The following is a 17,602-nucleotide window of genomic DNA, read 5'->3' as shown; positions in this document are numbered from 1 at the left end:
GCCCGCGTGGCGGTTCCCGCCCCGCCGTCCACCGTCGCCTCCTCGCCCGCCGTCCCCCACACCAGGGCCCGGCGCGAGGATCTCGACCAGATCCTGGCCGATCTCGCGCTCGCCGACCGGCTGCCGTTCGTCGACGTGCCCGAGCCGCTGCCGCCGCGCCGGATCCTGCTGACCGGGGCCACCGGCTTCCTCGGCAGCCACATGCTGCTGGACCTGCTGCGGCACAGCGACGCGCACGTCCACTGCCTGGTCCGCGCACCCGACGAGGCGGCGGCCGTCGAGCGGCTCGCGGCGCAGCTGCGCCGCTACCGGCTGCCCTGGTCGGCGGAGGTACGGCGGCGGATCACCGTGCTGCCCGGCGACATCCGCCGTCCGCGCCTGGGCCTGTCCGAGGAGCTGTGGCACACCCTCGCCCACGAGCTGGACGCCGTCGTCGGCGTGGCGGCGGCCGTGGACTTCCTGCGCGGCTACCCGTCGCTGCGCGGCAGCAACGTGCTCGGCGCGCTGACCCTGGCCGAACTGGCCGCGACCGGCAGGCCCAAGCCGCTGCACCACATCTCCTCCATCGCCGTCTTCAACGAGGTCGGCATCACCTCCATGGGCGAGGACGACCCGCTCGCCCACGTGGACCGTCTCGTCGCGGGCTACGACCAGTCCAAGTGGGCCGCCGAGGTCGCGCTGCGCCGCGCCCGCGACCACGGCCTGGTGGTCTCGGCCCTGCGCCCCGGCGGCATCGGCGGCCACACCCGCACCGGCGCCCACAACCCGCAGGACCTCAGCAGCGGCCTGATCTCTGCCTTCGGCCGCTTCCGCACGGTCCCCGCCTTCCGCTGCCTGAACGCGGCGCCGGTGGACTGGGTCAGCCGGGTCGCGGTCGCCGTCGTCTGCGAGCCGGACGCCTGGGGCTTCGACTACAACCTCACCGGCGTGCCCAACACCCTGGACGACGTCGTACGCGACATGGCGCTCGGCGGGATGCATGTGCGCGTCCGGGACTGGGGCGAGTGGCGCACCGACGCCCTGGCCCGACTGGAGGCCGACCCGGTCCCCGAACTCGGCTTCCTGAACCGCGTGTTGCGCAGTCCCACCGCCCTCAGGCTGTGCGAGGCGACCCTCCAGGGCCCGGCCGCGACCGGCGACCGTACCGCCGCGCTCGTCGCCGCGCTGGACCTGCCGCCCGCCGCCCGCTACGACGCACGGGCGCAGGCGAGGACGTTCGAGAGCCTCGCCGCGGACGGTCTGGCCCGCCTCCCGCAGAAGGACGACCCGCCCTACCTGTGGTTCACCGAGACCACCCGGGGCGGGGTGCGCCCGGCCGAAGGCGCGGGCGACGACCGCCACGGCCCCGACGGCGACGCGCGCCGGGACGGCGGCGACACCGGCGCCGCGACCCCCTGTTCCATGGCACTCACCCTCTCCATCGCCGGTATGCACCAACTGGTCGGCGAGCGCCGGATGGACGTCACCGGCGAGGTCCGGTGCCCGGCCGTGCACCCCGAACCGCTGACCGTGGAGCACGGCGACGTCTGGGTCCGGCCCGAGGAGGGCATCCCGCACCAGCACGGGCTGCGCCACCAACTCCTGCGCTACCGGTTGCGGTTGATCGACGCCGACGGCGGAGCGTGGTGGCTGGAGGGCCACAAGTACGCGCGTGCCCGCCGCGACCTGTGGCGGCAGACCCGGGCGCTGAGCGTCGAGATCGGCCGCGAGGGCGGACCGGCCGCGCTGGTGGGCGAGGTCGTCGTGCCCGCCGATTCCTACGTCCGCGACCAGATCGACGGCATCCGGGTCGCCCCGCACCTCACCGAGCAGGAGGGGCGGGCCGCCAAGCTGACCTGGCTCGCCTGGTTCGGCCGGGAGATGGGCCGCGGGCTGCTCGGCCCGTTCACCAGGGCCGCCGCGGAACTGCTCGACCTGCGCCGTACCCCGACCCCCAGGGAGCAGCACCGATGATCTTCAGGACCGCCACCACCGGTACCAGGCCCGCGCTGCGCCGGGTCCGTACCACCGTCGCACCACGCCCCCTGCGCCACCGTCTGGGTCCGGCGGCCGTCGAGGAGATCCCCTTCCGGGCGTCCGACGGCGTCCGGCTGGGCCTGACCCGCGTCGAGACCGGCGACAGCGGCCGGCCCGCCGTGCTGCTCCTGCACGGGCACACCGCGTCCGCCGACATGTTCCTCCAGCCCGAGACCCGCAACCTGGTCGACGTGCTGCTCGACGAGGGCTACGAGCCGTGGCTGCTGGACTGGCGGGGCAGCTGCCGGCTGCCGTACAACGAGACCGGGCAGCGCTACACCTACGACGACGTCGCCCTGTACGACATCCCCGAGGCCGTCTCGTACATCCGCGGCCGGATCGGCGACCGGCCGCTGTTCGTGGTCGCCCACTGCATCGGCTCCCTCACCCTGTCGCTGAGCATGAGCGCGGGCCTGGTGCCGGGCCTGGCCGGGGTGGTCTCCCAGGGGGTGTTCCTGACACCGAAGCTCGCGGGCCGCACCTCGCTGCGGATGACGGTGGCCGGGGAGCTCCTGAAGGGCCGGATCGACCACATCCCCGTCGACTTCCGCAAGGTCGGCCTGCGCTCGAAGTACACCCCGCTGTTCGCGCTGGCCTCGCGTCGGGCGAGCTGCCCCGACCCGACCTGCCAGATGCTGCACAACTCGGCGTGGGGCACGGGCGCGTCCCTCTTCGTGCACGGGAACCTCTCGCGGACCACCCACGACCGGCTGGCCGAGCTGTTCGGTCCCGCGCCGCTGTGGATCCTGCCCCATCTGCGGCGGATCGAGCTGGCCCGCAGCGTGGTCCGCTGGCACGACACCGACCACCGCTACCGGGCGCTGCCGCCCAACGCGCTGGACGCGGCCGGCCGCATCGACACCCCGGTGCTGCTGCTGGCGGGCAGCGAGAACGGGCTGTGGCTCGACTCGCAGAAGCTCTGCCACGACGTACTCGCCCGCAGGCAGCCGCAGTTGGACGTGACGTACACCGAGATCCCCGGCTACGGACATCTGGACCCGTTCCTGGGCCGGGGCGCGGCGCTCGACGTGTTCGGTCACATCCTGGAATTCCTCGGCGAACGCCGGTGACGGGACGGGGGGCGGCCGGTTACCGTACCGGTCAGTAACCGGTCGGTGGCCGGTCCGGCCGGACCGCACTCCAGGAGGCACCCATGCCGCAGCTCGAAGTCGAGGGCGCAGCCCTGACGTACGACGACGAGGGCCCCCGCGACGGTGACGGCGTACCCCTGGTGTTCATCCACGGCTGGACCGCCGACCGGCACCGCTGGGACCACCAGGTGGCGCACTTCGCCGAGCGGCGCCGGGTGGTCCGGCTCGACCTGCGCGGGCACGGCGAGAGCGGCGGGGCGGGGGTGCGCACGATCGAGGAGCTGGCGCGGGACGTGCTCGCCCTGCTCGACCACCTCAAGATCGAACGCTGTGTGCTGATCGGCCACTCCATGGGCGGGATGATCTCCCAGACGATCACCCTCGCCCACCCCGAGCGGGTCGAGCGGATGGTGCTGGTGAACTCCATCAGCCGGATGACGTACAGCCGGGGACGCGGGCTGCTGATGGCGACCTCGACGCTGGTCCCCTTCAAGCTGTTCGTCGCCACCAACATCCAGCGGGCGTTCGCCCCCGGCTACCCGCGCGAGGAGATCAAGCGGTACGTGCGCTCCTCCGCGGGCACCCCGCGCGAGGTCGTGATGACGCTGTACGGCGCCATGCGCGCCTTCGACGTCCTGGACCGGGTCGGCGAGATCAGCACGCCCACCCTGCTGGTCCACGGCTTCCACGACATCCAGCTGCCGGTCAAGCAGATGCTGCGGATGGCGAAGGCCTACCCGGACGCGGAGGTCAGGATCATCGACGCCGGGCATGAACTCCCGGTGGAGAAGCCCGCCGAACTGACCGCGGCGATCGACCGGTTCGTGACGGTCCGGGCGGCCTGACGGGCGAGCTCAGTCGTTCCCGTCGGGGCCGCAGGAGCTGCCGTTGGGCGGCAGGGAGCCGTACAGCAGGAAGTCGTCGACCTTGCCGTGCACGCACTTCGAGGACGTGTAGCCGGTATGGCCGTCGCCCCTGTTGTCGAGCACCACGGCCGACGACCCGAGCCGCTTGGCCGTCTCCACGGTCCAGCGGTACGGCGTCGCCGGGTCGCCGCGGGTGCCGACCAGGAGCATCTTCGGGCCGGTGAGGTTCTTGACGTCGTCACGGATGTAGGCGGTGCCCTTGGGGCGGCCGTAGCACATCAGCACCTGGGTGAGGCGGTACTCGCCGAACACCGGGGACGCCTGGTCGTACTCGGAGCGCAGTCGGCTCAGGTCCTTGGTGACCTGTGCGGCGCCGGGGCGGTCGGGGTCGTCCGCGCAGTTGATCGCCACGAGTGCCGCCGCGAAGTTGTCGGCCGGGATGTCGGCCTCGTCGCCGAGGCCGCTGCCCGCCCGGGGCACGGACGGCGGCGGCATGTTCTCCCGTCGGACCGGGAGCACCGTTGGCCGCCGGGACGGGAGCAGGTCCTGCTGTCGGACGGGGGGCCCGCCCTTCAGCGGGACCGGGACCGGGAGCGCGCTGCCGCCTGAGACGAACTGCATGATCCCGCCCGTCGAGCCGTCCTCGACGAGCTCGGCCAGCGACCGTTCCAGCAGCGGCCAGAGCTTCTCGCTGTACAGGCCCTGACTGAGGGCGGCGACGAGGTCCTGACCGGTGAACTGCTCACCGAAGTCCGTCGGCATCGGCTCCTCGTCGAGGGAGCGGACGAGCTGCACGATCTGCTCCCCGGCCGTGCGCGCGTCCTGACCGAACGGGCAGGCGATGTCCTGGACGCACCAGTCGACGAAGTCGTCCAGCGCCACCTGCTGCCCCGCGGCGCCGGCCACCCCTTGCTCGGCCAGCGGCTCGGTCAGCGTGTCCACCCCGTCGAGCGCCATCCGGCCCACCCGGTCGGGGAACCGGGCCGCGTACACCGCGCCGAGCCGGGTGCCGTAGGAGAACCCGAGATAGTTGAGCTTCTTGTCGCCGAGTGCCTGGCGGATGACGTCCATGTCCCGGGCGGCGTCGACCGTGCCTATGTGGCGCAGCACGGGTCCGGAGTGCTGGGCGCACGCCTGGGCCGCCTTGCGCAGCAGACCGAGCACGGCCTGCGGGTCGTCGAGGGTGTTCCCCGTGCCGGCCTGCGCGCCCGCCGAGCCGCCGTACAGTCCGTCGCCGCAGGTCACGGGCGCGGACCGGCCGACGCCTCGGGGGTCGAAGGAGACCACGTCGTAGCCGTTGGTCAGGCTCATGAAGTCCTTGCCGCCGAGGGCCAGTTCGCTGACCCCGGAGCCCCCGGGACCGCCGAAGTTGAGCAGCAGCGAGCCGCGCGACCTGCCGGTCGCCCGGTAGCGGGCCAGAGCCAGGGAGATGGTGCCGGAGGCGGGCTTCGCGTAGTCGAGGGGGACGGTGACCTTGCCGCACTCCAGGTCCCGGGGCACGTCCTTGCCCCGGCACGGCGACCAGGTGATCTTCTGGTGGTGGAACCGGGAGAGATCGGGCCCGCTGTCGGCCGCGGCCGCCGTCGGCAGGCCCCCGCCGAGCAGGGTGAGCCCGACGGCTGTGACGAGTGCGCGGCGCCGCAGGGCGGGCCGTGTCGACTGCTGTGCCGGCATGAGTGCCTCCAGCGCGCCCCACTGTGGTCCGGGCTCTTCCCGCTCACGATAGGCGGCGCCCGGAATCCGCGCCTCCGGACGTGATCCCGCTGGTCCGGGCGTCGCGGCCGCCGTGCCCGTCGGTGCCATGTCGATGGGCGGTATGACGGTATTGCCGCCAGTTCGACATATGTGCCACCCGATGGGGTGAAAGCCCGATCAGCCATAACTACTCCGGTTCGACCCGCGTTCTCTCCGGTGCGGGTGAGTGCCCGCGACGATGTGTGGAAGGCAGGGAGACCTATGAGACGGGTAGCGCGAAACGGTGTGATCGCCGTGGCCGCCGCCTCCGGTGCGATGGCAGTCACGATTCCCGCGTACGCCGGATCCTCGGCGGACGGTTCCGCGGCCGGTTCGCCCGGCGTGATCTCCGGCAACACCCTTCAGCTTCCGGTGCACGTGCCGCTGAACGTGTGCGGGAACACCGTGAACGTGGCGGGGCTGCTGAACCCGGCGGCGGGCAGCGCCTGCGCCGACAGGGACTCGGCGAAGGCCGTCACCTCGGGTACGTCGGGTACCTCCGGCACCTCGGGTACCTCCGGCACCTCGGGCACGTCCGCGACCTCCGGTGTCACCGGGGCGCGCACCTCGGGCGGGGCGCACGCGCACGGCACGGCGGTGGGCTCGCCCGGGGTCGTCTCCGGCAACGGCCTCCAGCTGCCCGTGGACCTCCCGGTGAACGTCAGCGGCAACTCGGTGAACGTGGTCGGCATCGGCAACCCGGCCTTCGGCAACAGGTCCACGAACACCTCGGTGGACCAGCCGGACGAGCCCGTCGAGCCCGTGGCGCCCGTCGAGCCCGTCCGGCCCGTGAACCCGCCACCGGGGCGGACGGTCGTGCCGCCGAAGGAGCACCAGGAGCAGCAGGTGCCCCGGCCCGAGCCGCACGCGATGGAAGAAACGGTCCCCTCCCTCGCCCACACGGGTTCGGACCAGACCCTCCCGGCGCTCGCGGGCAGTGCGGCCCTGCTGCTGGGCGGTGTCGCCCTCCACCGGCGCTTCAGGCCGCAGCGGCAACGCTGACCGCAGGGGCGAACACCGACCGCGGCGGCGAAGGCTGACCGCGGCGGCGAAGGCTGACCGCAGGGCCGGGACGGCTCCGGTCCCGACGGAGGATCCCCGCCGGGGTCCTCCGTCAGACGGCGCCGACGTGAAAGCGGCGGTGCAGCGCGCGTACCTCGTCGGCCAGGGCGTCCACCGGCCCCTCCACGGCCACCCCGGGGGCGATCTCGCCGACCGGCAGCATCCGCACCGGCGGAGCGGGCACGCCCCACTCGCCCAGCCAGCCGGCCAACTGCCGCGACGACACCACGTACACGATGCGTCCGAGCCCCACCCAGGCGTGCGCGGCCGCGCACATGGGGCAGTGCTCGCCGGACGTGTAGACGGTCGCCGCCGCCCGCTCCTCGACGGTCAGGTGCGCGGCCGCCCAGCGCGCCAGCTCGAACTCCGGATGCCGGGTACGGTCACCGGAGGCCACCCGGTTGTGGTCCTCCGCCAGCACGGCGCCGTCCGCGCCCACCAGGACCGACCCGAACGGTTCGTCGCCCTGCGCCAGCGCCTCGGCCGCCAGCTCCACGCAACGGCGCAGATGGGCCAGCTCGGCATCCTTCACCATGACATTCCCCTCTTCTTCGGCACCTGATCCGAAGCCGCAGGCTATGCCGAAGGCCCGTCCCCGGTGCGACGGGCAGGGCGTGCCGTCCGTAAATATGTTGAACGAGCCCTTCCGGGATGCTTGGGTCGGCGCGTGGATCACATGAACGGGACGGACCGAATGAGCCGTACGGACGACGCGGAACGCGAGGCGCTGCTCGCCCTCTACGACCGGGTCATGCGCGAAGGGGCCCGCCCCGACGGTCCGGGCACCCGCGTCGAACGCGTGGGGCAGGTGGTCCGCCAGGTCGCCTCCGCACAGGAGTGGAACGGGATCCTCTGGTCGGCCCTGGACGCCGACGGCGCCGACGCGGCGATCGCCGAGCAGATCGCCCATTTCACCGGCCTCGGCCTCACCTTCGAGTGGAAGATCTACGGGCACGATCTGCCGGTCGACCTCGGCGCACGGCTCCAGGCGGCCGGCTTCACGCCCGAGCCGACCGAGACGCTGCTGATCGCCGAGGTGGCGAAGCTGTCCCTCGACGTCGAGCCGCCCGCCGGGATCCGCCTGCTGCCGGTCACCGACGCCGTCGGAGTGGGCCTGATGGCCGAGGCGAACGAGCAGGCCTTCGGCGTGGACAGCGACTGGCTGCGGCACCGGATGCTGGCCCGGCTGACCGCCGACCCGGACACCCTCGTCGGGGTGGTGGCCCTCGCCGGCGACGTGCCCGTGAGCTCGGCCCGGATGGAACTGGTCCCCGGCACGCCGTTCGCCGGACTGTGGGGCGGCGGCACCGTGGAGAGCTGGCGGGGCCGGGGCATCTACCGGGCGCTGATCGCCCACCGCGCCCGCATCGCCGCCGACCGCGGCTACCGCTACCTCCAGGTCGACGCCACCGACGACAGCCGCCCCATCCTCGAACGCCTCGGCTTCACACCACTGACCACGACGACGCCGTACGAGTACGCGCCGTAGGGCGTCCCGCTCGTGGTGACGGCGGCGCCCCGGTCAGGGTGACCCGGGCGCCCCGCGCCTCACAGATCGCGCCGGTGCTCCACCGACCGGTGCGTCGGGAGGTAGCCGAGCGCCTCGTTGACCGCGCGCATCGGCGCGTTGCCGTCGGCGGTGTCGGTGAGCAGCCCGCCCAGCTCCGGGTGCCGCTCGCGGGCCCGGCGGATCGACAGCGCCTTCATCCGGCGGGCGAGGCCGCGGCCGCGGTGCTCGGGGAGGACCGCCGTGCCGTAGTGCTGTCCGTCGCCCCGGCCGTCGCCGGGGACGACCAGTTCGCTGAAGCCGACGACGGAGCCGTCCGCGGTGTCCACCGCGGCGACGGTGTGCAGCAGGTCGCCGCGGCGCGCCACCGCCTCGGCGGCCGCGACCAGGCGGTCCACGTCCCATACGACTCTGCCGTGGTCCGTGTCCCCCATCGGCATGTCGTCCATGGCCCGGCGGGCGTCGGCGTACGTCCGGGCCAGCGCGGCCGGCACCGTGCCGTCCCACTCCGTCAGCCGGTAACCCGGACACGGGCGGTCGGCGAGGGCGTCGAGCGCGGGGAGGTCGGCGTCCGTCAGCGGCAGTCGCGCGTAGATCAGGGACAGTACGGGCCGAAAGCCCCGTGCCGCCAGGAACAGGTCGGCGGGGGAGCCCTGTTCGGCCTGGGCCAGCACCGAGCGCCGCTCCTGCGCCCGGGCCGCGGCCAGCGCGACGTCCAGGAGCCGGGTGCCCACACCGCCTCGCCGCTCGGCGGGGTGCACCGAGAGCTCCAGTTCGGCGAGGTGCCGCTGCTCCTCGCGGTCGAACACGCGCAGGAATGCGGAGCCCAGCGGCTCTCCGGCGGGGCCGGACGCCAGCCAGGCCAGCCGGTGGCTCGACGGCCCGGGTTCGGTCTCGGTGAGCGGGGTGATGCGCAGGGACAAGACGGCTCCGTCAGGATCGGGGCGGTGGTGGCGGACCATGGCAGCCAATCGTGACGGGGCGCCGCCCGCAACGGATTTGCGGGCGGCCGGGCGCGCGGGCCGCCCTGGTGCGCGGCCCGCCCTCAGTGCCTGTCCGACGATTCCCGTCTGCCCCGCGACAGGCCCTACCGTCGTGCCCGGGACCGGTCCAGCGCGGCCACGCCGACCGCGGCGAGGCCGATCTGGATGAGCCACTCGATCCAGTCGACGCCCTTGGTGTCGGCCACGCCGAACGCGGAGGCGATCGCCGATCCGACGAAAGCGGCCAGGATGCCCACGGCGATCGTCCACAGGATGCCGATGTGCTGGCGCCCCGGGACGACGAGTCGTCCGAGCACGCCGATGATGATGCCGATGACGATCGCACTGAAGATGCTTGAGATCTCCATTTTTCCGCCCCTCTCAGTCGGACCTCGCTGCACTGCATCTGCCCGCTGGGGCGGGGTGCAGTCCCTTCCGGTTATTGCCCGCTCTTGATGGTTCCCCGGCCTTGATGCCGTGTACCTTTCAAGCGTTCCACGCGTGTAGATACCCCCACCTTCGTTCTACGCGCGCAGAGTTGGCGCACGCACCCGCAATGTCCCCACCCCACACGGAGGTTTGACGGATGCTCGGATCCAGAAGGTTCCGCCGCAGACTCACCACCGGCCTCGCCGGTCTCGGGCTGCTCGTCACGGCAGCCGCCCTTCAGGTCACCACCGACGTGACGCCGGCCCACGCGGCCACCACGCACCGCGTCCTGTTCGACAACGCCCACGCCGAGACGGCCGGGAACGCCGACTGGATCATCTCCACCAGTCAGCCCGACCCGCTCGGCCAGAACTCCAACCCCACGTCGGAGACCTCCTGGACCGGCGCCCTGTCCTCCTGGGGCGTGGCCCTCCAGAAGACCGGCAGCTACAGCCTGAAGACGCTGCCGTCCGGCTCCAGCCTCAGCTACGGCGGCTCCACGGCGACGGACCTGGCGAACTTCGACACGCTGGTCCTGCCCGAGCCCAACACGCTGTTCACGACCGCCGAGAAGACGGCGATCATGACCTTCGTCAAGAACGGCGGCGGGCTGTTCATGATCTCCGACCACACCGGCGCCGACCGCAACAGCGACGGCTACGACGCGTTGGAGATCCTCAACGACCTGATGACGAACAACAGTGTCGACTCCACCGACCCGTTCGGCTTCTCCATCGACACGCTCGACGTCAGCTCGGACTACCCGACCGCGATCAGCGACAGCTCCAACGCGGTGCTGAACGGCTCCTTCGGCAAGGTCACCAAGAGCCTGATCGCCGACGGCACCACGGCCACCCTCAAGCCCGCCGACAACTCCTCGGTCAAGGGCCTGGTCTACCGCACCGGTTACTCCGGCAACACCGGCGCGTTCTTCGCGACCAGCACCTTCGGCAGCGGCCGCGTCGCCTTCTGGGGTGACAGCTCGCCCATCGACGACGGGACGGGCCAGTCCGGCAACACCCTGTACGACGGCTGGAACGACACCGGCGCCACCAACGCGGCCCTCGCCCTCAACGCCACCGCCTGGCTGGCGGGTTCGGGCAGCACCGGCGGTGGCGGCACCGGCACCTGCACCGCCGCCCAGCTCCTCGGCAACAACGGCTTCGAGTCGGGCAGCACCACCTGGAGCGCCAGCAGCGGCGTCATCACCAACTCCAGCAGCCAGTCGGCGCGTACGGGCTCGTACTACGCCTGGCTGGACGGCTACGGGAGCGCCACCACCGACACCCTGTCCCAGTCGGTGACCATCCCCGCGGCCTGCACCACCGCCGCCCTCAGCTTCTATCTGCACATCGACACGGCGGAGACCACCACCAGCACCGCCTACGACACGCTCAAGGTCCAGGTCCTCAACAGCTCCGGAACCGTCCTGAGCACGCTGGCGACCTACTCCAACCTGAACGCCGCGAGCGGCTACACCCAGCGCAGCTTCAGTCTGGCGAGCTACGCCGGCCAGACCGTCACCCTGAAGTTCACCGGCGTCGAGGGCTCCACCCTCCAGACGTCGTTCGTCCTCGACGACACCGCGCTCAACGTCAGCTGAGGCCCACCCCGCGGGTCCGGCCCCGGCCGGGCCCGCGGGTTCAGCTCGCCGGTACCGTCAGTTCCTTCGCGTTCCAGCCGGAGATCCGCACCCGGGGCGCGAGGCCGTGCAGATCGGCCGTCCGGTAGGTGGCGGTCAGGGTCGCCGACTCACCTGGCCAGAGACTGACCTGGTTGTCCGACCAGCGCACCGGCAGCACCGGACGGTTCTTGCCGTCCACGAGATGGACGTCCGTGAGCAGCGACGGCGTCCGGCCGCCGCCGGTGCGGCGCACGGTCACCGTGGTCGTCGAGGTGCCGCCGGCCGACACCGTCGAGCCCGTCGCCGAGACCGGCACCCGTGCCATCGACGCCAGCCCCGTCAGATCGGCGTAGCCCGTCGTCGGCGTGTGGTACCAGTCGCTGTGCGCCCAGTCGAGCGTGTCGGCCTTCTCGGAGAGCCAGTACACGTTCCGGCCGACCTCCCGGCCGGCCCGGTCGGTCAGCACCAGCCGCGCCAGATACGTCGTGGACAGCCCGCTCACCGAGGCGGGCAGCGTCAGCGCCGTGGTGCGCGACCCCGCGCCGCCGACCTTCAGCCCGGTGACGGTCCGGTCGTACCGCTGCGTGCCGTCGGGGTCGAACAGCGTGGCCCGTACGGTGAGTCCGGAGGCGCCGGAGGCGCGGTTGGCGACCACGACCACCGAGCGGTCGTCGTACGAATACTGCACGTGCAGCGGCTCGTTGGCCTTCCTCGCCCCGAAGTAGGCGCCGCCCTGGTCGAGATAGCGGTCCATCAGCTGCCAGTGCAGCGAGGTCCAGCCGCTGTTGAACATCCAGTAGATCACCCCGGTGGACGGCCTCGAGGTGTCGGTCGCGTTGCGCCCGTACGCCTCGAACTGGGCGCGCACGGCCTCGTACTGGGCGAGCTGGGCCTTGCGTACGTAGTCGGTCAGGCCGGTGGGGGCGCCGTAGCGGCCGGCGAGGGCGTGGTCGTAGAGCTTGAGCGTGCCGAAGGTGGCCGACGGGGAGCGGTGGTACTGCTTGGCTTCCGGGTCCTTCCAGAGGGTGTCCAGCTCGGCCGGTGTCATCATCCTGCGCAGGGTGTCGAGGGTGGGAATGTCGGGGCCCGCGCCGGTCTCGGAGTTGAAGCCGGTGGCGCCGCCCTCCCGCTTGGCGTACCAGTAGTGCGGCGGTACCCAGTCGTAGGGGCCGGTCATCTTCATCCCGGAGCGGCCCGACACGGGCGCGGAGGCGTCGGACGCGGCGGGGATCACGGGGTTGGGCCAGTCGGCGGCCTCCAGGGCGGCGAGGTAGTTCTTCTCGATGGTGGCGTCGGGGGCGGCGTCGCTGCCGATCAGGAAGGAGATCACGCTCGGGTGGCCGCGCAGCCGGGCGGCCTCGGCGGCCATCGAGGCCTTGGCCACGACGTAGTCGGCGGGCTTCCACTTCTCGCCGGCGCCGTTCTCGTTGACCTGGCCCTCCCACTTGTCGCAGCACTCCCAGCCCGGGAGGGTGAGGACGCCGTACCGGTCGGCGAGGTCGAAGAACTCGTCCGGCTCGATGTGTCCCTCCAGCCGGACGGTGTTGAGGCCGAGGTCGAGGGCGTACTTCAGCCGGTCCTCGACGTAGGTGCGGTCCCAGCGCAGGAACTCGTCCGGTGACCAGCCGCCGCCCTTGATCAGCAGACGGCGGCCGTTGATCCGGTACTGCCGGGCGCCGTCGGAGTTCAGCGGCGCCCGGACGTCGCGGATGCCGAAGTTCTCGTGCGCGGTGTCCGACGCCCGGCCCGCGACGGACGCGGTCAGATCCAGGCCGTACAGGGGCCGGCCGCCCATGCCCGCGGGCCACCAGACCTTCGGGGAGGCCAGCCGCAGACCGGGGACGTCGGCGGGGGTGAAGACCACGGTCTTCGCCTCGTGGGCGGCGAGCCCGACGGTCGTGGTGAACGACGTGGCGGCGACGCGGCCGCCGACCTCGGCGGTGACCGGTGCGCCGGAGTCGTTGCGGACCTGTGCCTTGACCGTCAGGTCCGCCGACGCCAGCGACGGCACGTCCAGCTTCGTCACCACGTGGGCGTCGCGCAGCGCGACCGGGCCGCCCCGGCGGACCACGACGTCGCGCACGATGCCCATGTTCTGGTCGGGCGGCGGCTGGAGCCAGTCGAGCCAGCCCATGGTCAGCATCCGGTTCGGATCGTTGGGCCGGATCCGGAAGGCGACCGTGTTCGTGCCCGCCCGCACGAGCGAGGTGACGTCCAGCTCGTGCCGGGTGTAGGCGCCGGTGACGTCCGCCGCCGCGGCCACCCGCCTGCCGTTGACGTACACGTCCGCCGCCGGGATCACGCCGCTGAAGTCGAGGTAGGTGCGCGCCGTGGGGTCGCCGACCGTGAAGTCGGAGCGATACCACCAGGGCACCTGGAAGTCGGCCTTCGGGATCCGCTGCTGGTTCGTGGAGCGGAACGGGTCGGCGTGGACGCCGGCCGCGAGCAGGGCCGCGAGGACGGTGGAGCGAGGTCCGGCCGGGTACCAGCCGGCCGTCCGATAGCCGGGGGAGGAGACGGCCGAGGGGGCGTCGGTCACCTTCGCCGTGGACTGGATCGCGTAGCCGGTGAGCGGGGTGGCGGTGTTTGCGGCGGCGGGGACGTGGGTGGCCCGGACCTGTGCCGTCGGGGGTGCGGGGTGCCGGTTCTCGGCCCACGAGCCCGGGTCGGGCGACCAGGCCAGCCCCAGGGCCAGGACGGAGGCGGCGAGACAGCCGCGGGCGGCGGGGCGAGGGAACACGGCGGTCTCCGGCCTCGTAAAGTGGCCTCATAAAGTTAGGAAACTTTACTAATTCTGGTCAGGCTAGGACCCGAGGCAGGGCGAGTCAATGACCGCGGCCCGGGTGTCCAGGACGCCGCCCGAGGGGTCGGGGCGCGGCCGGCCGGGGCATCCGGCCCGGACGGCCGAGGGCTCACGACCTCGCTGACCTGCGCTCGAACACCGTGTCCCGGGCCGTGCCCAGCGCCGTCGCCACCGCGCCGAGCAGCACCGCGTCCTCACCCAGTCGGCTGGGGGATATCCGCGGCCGCAGCGGTGTGAGCGCGCGCAGATGCTCCCGGACCGGGCCCAGCAGCAGGTCGACGCTGTGGCCGACGCCCCCGCCGAGCACCACCAGGTCGGGGTCGAGCACGGCGGCGGCCGCCGCCACCGTGTGGGCGATCCGCTCGCCCTCCAGCCGCACCGCGCGCAGCGCCGCCGGGTTGCCGTGCCGGGCCGCCTCGAAGACCGCCTTCGCGGTGAGCTGCCCGCTCATCCCGAACCGGCGTGCCGCCTCCACCACGGCCACCCCCGACACCGCGTCCTCCAGCCGCTCCGGCCTCGGCTGCCCCGGCCAGGGCAGGAAGCCGATCTCCCCGGCCAGCCCGTGCGCCCCGGTGAACAGCCGTCCCTCGCTGACCACGCCCATGCCCAGACCGGTGCCGATCAGGATGTACGCGAACAGCCTGCTGCCCGCGCCGACCCCGTACGTGTACTCGCCCAGCGCGGCCAGATTGGCGTCGTTGTGCATCTCCAGCGGGACGCCCAGGGCCTCCCGCAGGTCCTCCAGCAGGCCGGCCCTGCCCCACCCCGGCAGATGCATCGCGTAGCGCACCCGGCGCTGCTTCTCGTCGTACACCCCCGGCGTGCCGACCACCCCGTGCACCACCTCGGCCGGGTCCACGCCGGAGTCGGCGACCACCTGCCGGGCGGTGGAGACGACCAGGTCCGCCAGCGCGCCGGAGCCGCGGGCGCGGTTGCGTACGTCGGCGCGGGCGACCAGCGTGCCGTCGAGGTCGGCGACCGCCACCCGCAGCCAGCCGCGTCCCACGTCCACGCCCAGCGCGTACCCCGCGGCCGGGTCGGGGGCGTACAGGACCGCGGTGCGGCCGCGCTCGGGGGCGTGGGTGCCGACCTCGCGGACCAGCCCGACGGCCGCCAGCGCGGCCAGCGCGCTGGACACGGTCGGTTTGGACAGCCCGGTCTCGCGGGCCAGCTGGGCGCGGGACGCCGCGCCGAGGCCGCGCAGCCGGTCGAGCAGCAGCCGCTCGTTGGTGCTGCGCAGGCGCTGCCGGTTCCAGGGCTGATCCGGCTGATCTGCGGCGTCGCTTGCGGGCATCGGACCATTCTCGTGCACGGCCGACGCATACTTGACGCATCTAGTAAGTCTCCTTAACTATATCGGCCACTCGGTCGGTTCCGCCGGGCGAGCCCGTCTCCCTGCCGTGTGTCAGGAGTCCCCATGTCCGGTACCCCGCCCCCTGCCCCTCCTTCCCCGGAGGGGTTCGTCCGCCGCGTCGGTCCGTTCCAGGCCACCGCCATCAACATGAGCCAGATGTGCGGCATCGGTCCGTTCGTGACGATCCCGCTGATGGTCGCCGCGTTCGGCGGCCCCCAGGCGGTCGTCGGGTTCGTCGCGGGCGCCGTGCTGGCGCTGTGCGACGGGCTCGTCTGGGCCGAACTGGGCGCCGCCATGCCCGGCTCCGGCGGCAGTTACGTCTACCTCCGCCAGGCCTTCCAGTACCGCACCGGGCGGCTGATGCCGTTCCTGTTCGTGTGGACGGCGATGCTCTTCATCCCGCTGATCATGTCCACCGGCGTGGTCGGCTTCGTCCAGTACTTAAGCTATCTGGCGCCCGATCTCGGCCGGACGTCCGGCGATCTGATCGGCCTCGGTGTCATCGCGCTGGTGGTGATCCTGCTCTGGCGCGGCATCGAGCACATCGCGCGCATCACCGCCGTGATGTGGGTGGTGATGATCGCCTCGGTGGTCCTGGTGATCGCCGCCGCGGCCACCCACTTCAGCCCGCACCGGGCCTTCACCTACCCGGCGGGCGCCTTCGACCTGACGAGCGGCCACTTCTGGCCGGGCTTCGCCGCCGGTCTGACCATCGGCATCTACGACTACCTCGGCTACAACACCACCGCCTACATGGGTGCGGAGATCAAGGACCCCGGCCGCACCCTGCCGCGCTCCATCGTCTTCTCCGTCCTCGGCATCATGGGGATCTACCTGCTGCTCCAGATCGGCACGCTCGGCGTCGTCGACTGGCACCGGATGACCGACCCGGCCGACATCGCCTCCACCTCGGTGGCGTCGGCGGTGCTGGAGGAGACCTGGGGCAGGGGCGCCGCCGACACGGTGACCGTCCTGATCCTGGTCACGGCCTTCGCCTCGGTGTTCACCGGGCTGCTCGGCGGCTCGCGGGTGCCGTACGACGCCGCCCGCGACGGGGTGTTCTTCCGCCCGTTCGCCAAGCTCCACCCCCGGCACCGGTTCCCCGTGCCGGGCCTGGCCGCGATGGGCGTGATCACCGCGATCGGCTTCCTGATCGGCCGGCACACCGACCTGGCGACCCTGATCCAGCTGCTGACCACCGTGATGGTGATCGTCCAGGCGCTCGCCCAGATCGTCGCCCTGTCGGTCCTGCGCAGGCGCCGGCCGACGCTCGACCGCCCGTACCGGATGTGGCTCTATCCGCTGCCGAGCGTCGTCGCCCTCGCCGGCTGGTGCGTCATCTACGGCTACGCCGACCACAACTCCCCGGGCCGGCACCCCATCGAGTGGTCGCTGGCCTGGCTGGCCCTCGGCTGTGCGGCGTTCCTGATCTGGGCGTGGCGGGAGAAGGTGTGGCCGTTCGGCGGGAAGGAGATCGACGAGCGCTACGACGCCGCACCCGCGGCGGAGGCCGAGCCCGCCGGAACCTGACCGTCCCCGGTGCGCGCCTCGCGCCGGGACGTCCGCGGCGGCGCCGCGGCGCGAGGCCGTGCCGGTGGGCGTCCGTGCGCGGACACAGGCGGGCCGGCCCGCTGGATGCGGACCGGCCGGCCCGTCGACTCGCCTCCTGTGATAGTTGCGAGACTTTTATGGCTTGGGAAGGCTGCGTGCCGCCGTCATCGCGCACATCCCGCCGAGGATGATGGCCAGCGCGCCGATGATGATGTTGTTCAGCGCGACTCCCATGTCGGGGCTCGTGCCGACGATCCAGGGCGCGATGATCATCCACACGCCGAGGGCGCACATGGCCCAGCTCAGCCCGTACATCCGGGCCGGTGCGGCCGTGAACCCGAGGGCCAGCAGGCCGATGGCCACACCCATGATCAGGTTGTGCGGCACGAGTGCCGGCTGGCTCAGCGTGTAGTGGAGTATCCACGGGGACACGGCGCAGTACAGGCCGAGCAGGAACACCGGCCCGTCCATGAGCACCACATCACGACCGCCGAGCATGCGGGCGTAGCGTTCCCGCATTTCGGCGGCATCGGGGTGAGTGGATATGTCACCCCTGGTCGGTGAGACGTTGGCCATGACGCG

General features: G+C 72.4%; 14 protein-coding genes. 7 read left to right on the top strand and 7 right to left on the bottom strand.

Features of this window, described 5'->3' with window-relative positions:
* The 3 genes from FNH09_RS22185 to FNH09_RS22175 all read left to right on the top strand — a co-directional run.
* Window positions 1-1,953, top strand: a 1,953-nt coding sequence (locus FNH09_RS22185; RefSeq protein WP_152890672.1) for an SDR family oxidoreductase, incomplete at its 5' end; no start/stop codon positions are given.
* Window positions 1,950-3,086: an alpha/beta hydrolase gene (locus FNH09_RS22180; RefSeq protein ID WP_152890670.1), complete on the top strand. Its 1,137-nt coding sequence runs from the start codon at window positions 1,950-1,952 to the stop codon at window positions 3,084-3,086. The genes FNH09_RS22185 and FNH09_RS22180, both read left to right, overlap by 4 nt.
* Window positions 3,087-3,169: 83 nt before the next feature.
* On the top strand, window positions 3,170-3,952 hold the full coding sequence (locus tag FNH09_RS22175) for an alpha/beta fold hydrolase (RefSeq protein WP_152890668.1): 783 nt from the start codon (window positions 3,170-3,172) through the stop codon (window positions 3,950-3,952).
* 9 nt (window positions 3,953-3,961) lie between these two features.
* On the opposite strand, the gene FNH09_RS22170 is transcribed toward FNH09_RS22175, so the two are convergent.
* On the bottom strand, window positions 3,962-5,647 hold the full coding sequence (locus tag FNH09_RS22170) for an alpha/beta hydrolase (protein WP_152890667.1): 1,686 nt from the start codon (window positions 5,645-5,647) through the stop codon (window positions 3,962-3,964).
* 336 nt (window positions 5,648-5,983) lie between these two features.
* Between FNH09_RS22170 and FNH09_RS22165 the strand changes: the two genes are divergently transcribed.
* Complete coding sequence (locus FNH09_RS22165) at window positions 5,984-6,709, top strand: chaplin (RefSeq protein ID WP_274390255.1); 726 nt, start codon at window positions 5,984-5,986, stop codon at window positions 6,707-6,709.
* 112 nt (window positions 6,710-6,821) lie between these two features.
* On the opposite strand, the gene FNH09_RS22160 is transcribed toward FNH09_RS22165, so the two are convergent.
* On the bottom strand, window positions 6,822-7,304 hold the full coding sequence (locus FNH09_RS22160) for a nucleoside deaminase (protein WP_152890662.1): 483 nt from the start codon (window positions 7,302-7,304) through the stop codon (window positions 6,822-6,824).
* A 159-nt stretch (window positions 7,305-7,463) separates the two neighbouring features.
* Here FNH09_RS22160 and FNH09_RS22155 point away from each other — a divergent pair, with 159 nt between their 5' ends.
* A complete protein-coding gene (locus FNH09_RS22155) occupies window positions 7,464-8,258 on the top strand; it encodes a GNAT family N-acetyltransferase (RefSeq protein ID WP_152890660.1) in 795 nt (264 codons plus the stop codon).
* Between the two features lie 59 nt (window positions 8,259-8,317).
* Here FNH09_RS22155 and FNH09_RS22150 read toward each other — a convergent pair whose 3' ends face one another.
* Window positions 8,318-9,199 carry a GNAT family N-acetyltransferase gene (locus tag FNH09_RS22150; RefSeq protein ID WP_152890658.1) on the bottom strand — a complete coding sequence of 294 codons (882 nt, stop codon included), beginning with the start codon at window positions 9,197-9,199 and terminating at the stop codon, window positions 8,318-8,320.
* Between the two features lie 164 nt (window positions 9,200-9,363).
* Window positions 9,364-9,627 carry a GlsB/YeaQ/YmgE family stress response membrane protein gene (locus tag FNH09_RS22145; RefSeq protein WP_152890656.1) on the bottom strand — a complete coding sequence of 88 codons (264 nt, stop codon included), beginning with the start codon at window positions 9,625-9,627 and terminating at the stop codon, window positions 9,364-9,366.
* A gap of 218 nt (window positions 9,628-9,845) precedes the next feature.
* Here FNH09_RS22145 and FNH09_RS22140 point away from each other — a divergent pair, with 218 nt between their 5' ends.
* Entirely contained in the window at window positions 9,846-11,291 is a 1,446-nt protein-coding gene (locus FNH09_RS22140; protein WP_152890654.1) for a M6 family metallopeptidase, read from the top strand.
* Window positions 11,292-11,331: 40 nt separating this feature from the next.
* On the opposite strand, the gene FNH09_RS22135 is transcribed toward FNH09_RS22140, so the two are convergent.
* A complete protein-coding gene (locus FNH09_RS22135; RefSeq protein ID WP_162468922.1) occupies window positions 11,332-14,052 on the bottom strand; it encodes a glycosyl hydrolase 2 galactose-binding domain-containing protein in 2,721 nt (906 codons plus the stop codon).
* A 172-nt stretch (window positions 14,053-14,224) separates the two neighbouring features.
* Entirely contained in the window at window positions 14,225-15,409 is a 1,185-nt protein-coding gene (locus FNH09_RS22130; RefSeq protein ID WP_152890652.1) for an ROK family protein, read from the bottom strand.
* Window positions 15,410-15,532: 123 nt separating this feature from the next.
* Here FNH09_RS22130 and FNH09_RS22125 point away from each other — a divergent pair, with 123 nt between their 5' ends.
* Entirely contained in the window at window positions 15,533-16,999 is a 1,467-nt protein-coding gene (locus tag FNH09_RS22125) for an APC family permease (protein WP_152890650.1), read from the top strand.
* A 156-nt stretch (window positions 17,000-17,155) separates the two neighbouring features.
* On the opposite strand, the gene FNH09_RS22120 is transcribed toward FNH09_RS22125, so the two are convergent.
* Entirely contained in the window at window positions 17,156-17,596 is a 441-nt protein-coding gene (locus tag FNH09_RS22120; RefSeq protein WP_152890648.1) for an SPW repeat protein, read from the bottom strand.
* Window positions 17,597-17,602: the final 6 nt, after the last annotated feature.

It is taken from the genome of Streptomyces adustus (assembly GCF_009377175.1).
Classification (GTDB): domain Bacteria; phylum Actinomycetota; class Actinomycetes; order Streptomycetales; family Streptomycetaceae; genus Streptomyces; species Streptomyces adustus.
This window is presented reverse-complemented; position numbering and strand designations above follow the sequence as displayed.

Coding starts and splice junctions, on each gene's coding strand:
- FNH09_RS22155 (WP_152890660.1), top strand. CDS start 7,464: ATGAGCCGTACGGACGACGCGGAACGCGAGGCGCTGCTCGCCCTCTAC.
- FNH09_RS22165 (WP_274390255.1), top strand. CDS start 5,984: ATGGCAGTCACGATTCCCGCGTACGCCGGATCCTCGGCGGACGGTTCC.
- FNH09_RS22160 (WP_152890662.1), bottom strand. CDS start 7,304: ATGGTGAAGGATGCCGAGCTGGCCCATCTGCGCCGTTGCGTGGAGCTG.
- FNH09_RS22125 (WP_152890650.1), top strand. CDS start 15,533: ATGTCCGGTACCCCGCCCCCTGCCCCTCCTTCCCCGGAGGGGTTCGTC.
- FNH09_RS22175 (WP_152890668.1), top strand. CDS start 3,170: ATGCCGCAGCTCGAAGTCGAGGGCGCAGCCCTGACGTACGACGACGAG.
- FNH09_RS22145 (WP_152890656.1), bottom strand. CDS start 9,627: ATGGAGATCTCAAGCATCTTCAGTGCGATCGTCATCGGCATCATCATC.
- FNH09_RS22180 (WP_152890670.1), top strand. CDS start 1,950: ATGATCTTCAGGACCGCCACCACCGGTACCAGGCCCGCGCTGCGCCGG.
- FNH09_RS22170 (WP_152890667.1), bottom strand. CDS start 5,647: ATGCCGGCACAGCAGTCGACACGGCCCGCCCTGCGGCGCCGCGCACTC.
- FNH09_RS22120 (WP_152890648.1), bottom strand. CDS start 17,596: ATGGCCAACGTCTCACCGACCAGGGGTGACATATCCACTCACCCCGAT.
- FNH09_RS22140 (WP_152890654.1), top strand. CDS start 9,846: ATGCTCGGATCCAGAAGGTTCCGCCGCAGACTCACCACCGGCCTCGCC.
- FNH09_RS22130 (WP_152890652.1), bottom strand. CDS start 15,409: ATGCCCGCAAGCGACGCCGCAGATCAGCCGGATCAGCCCTGGAACCGG.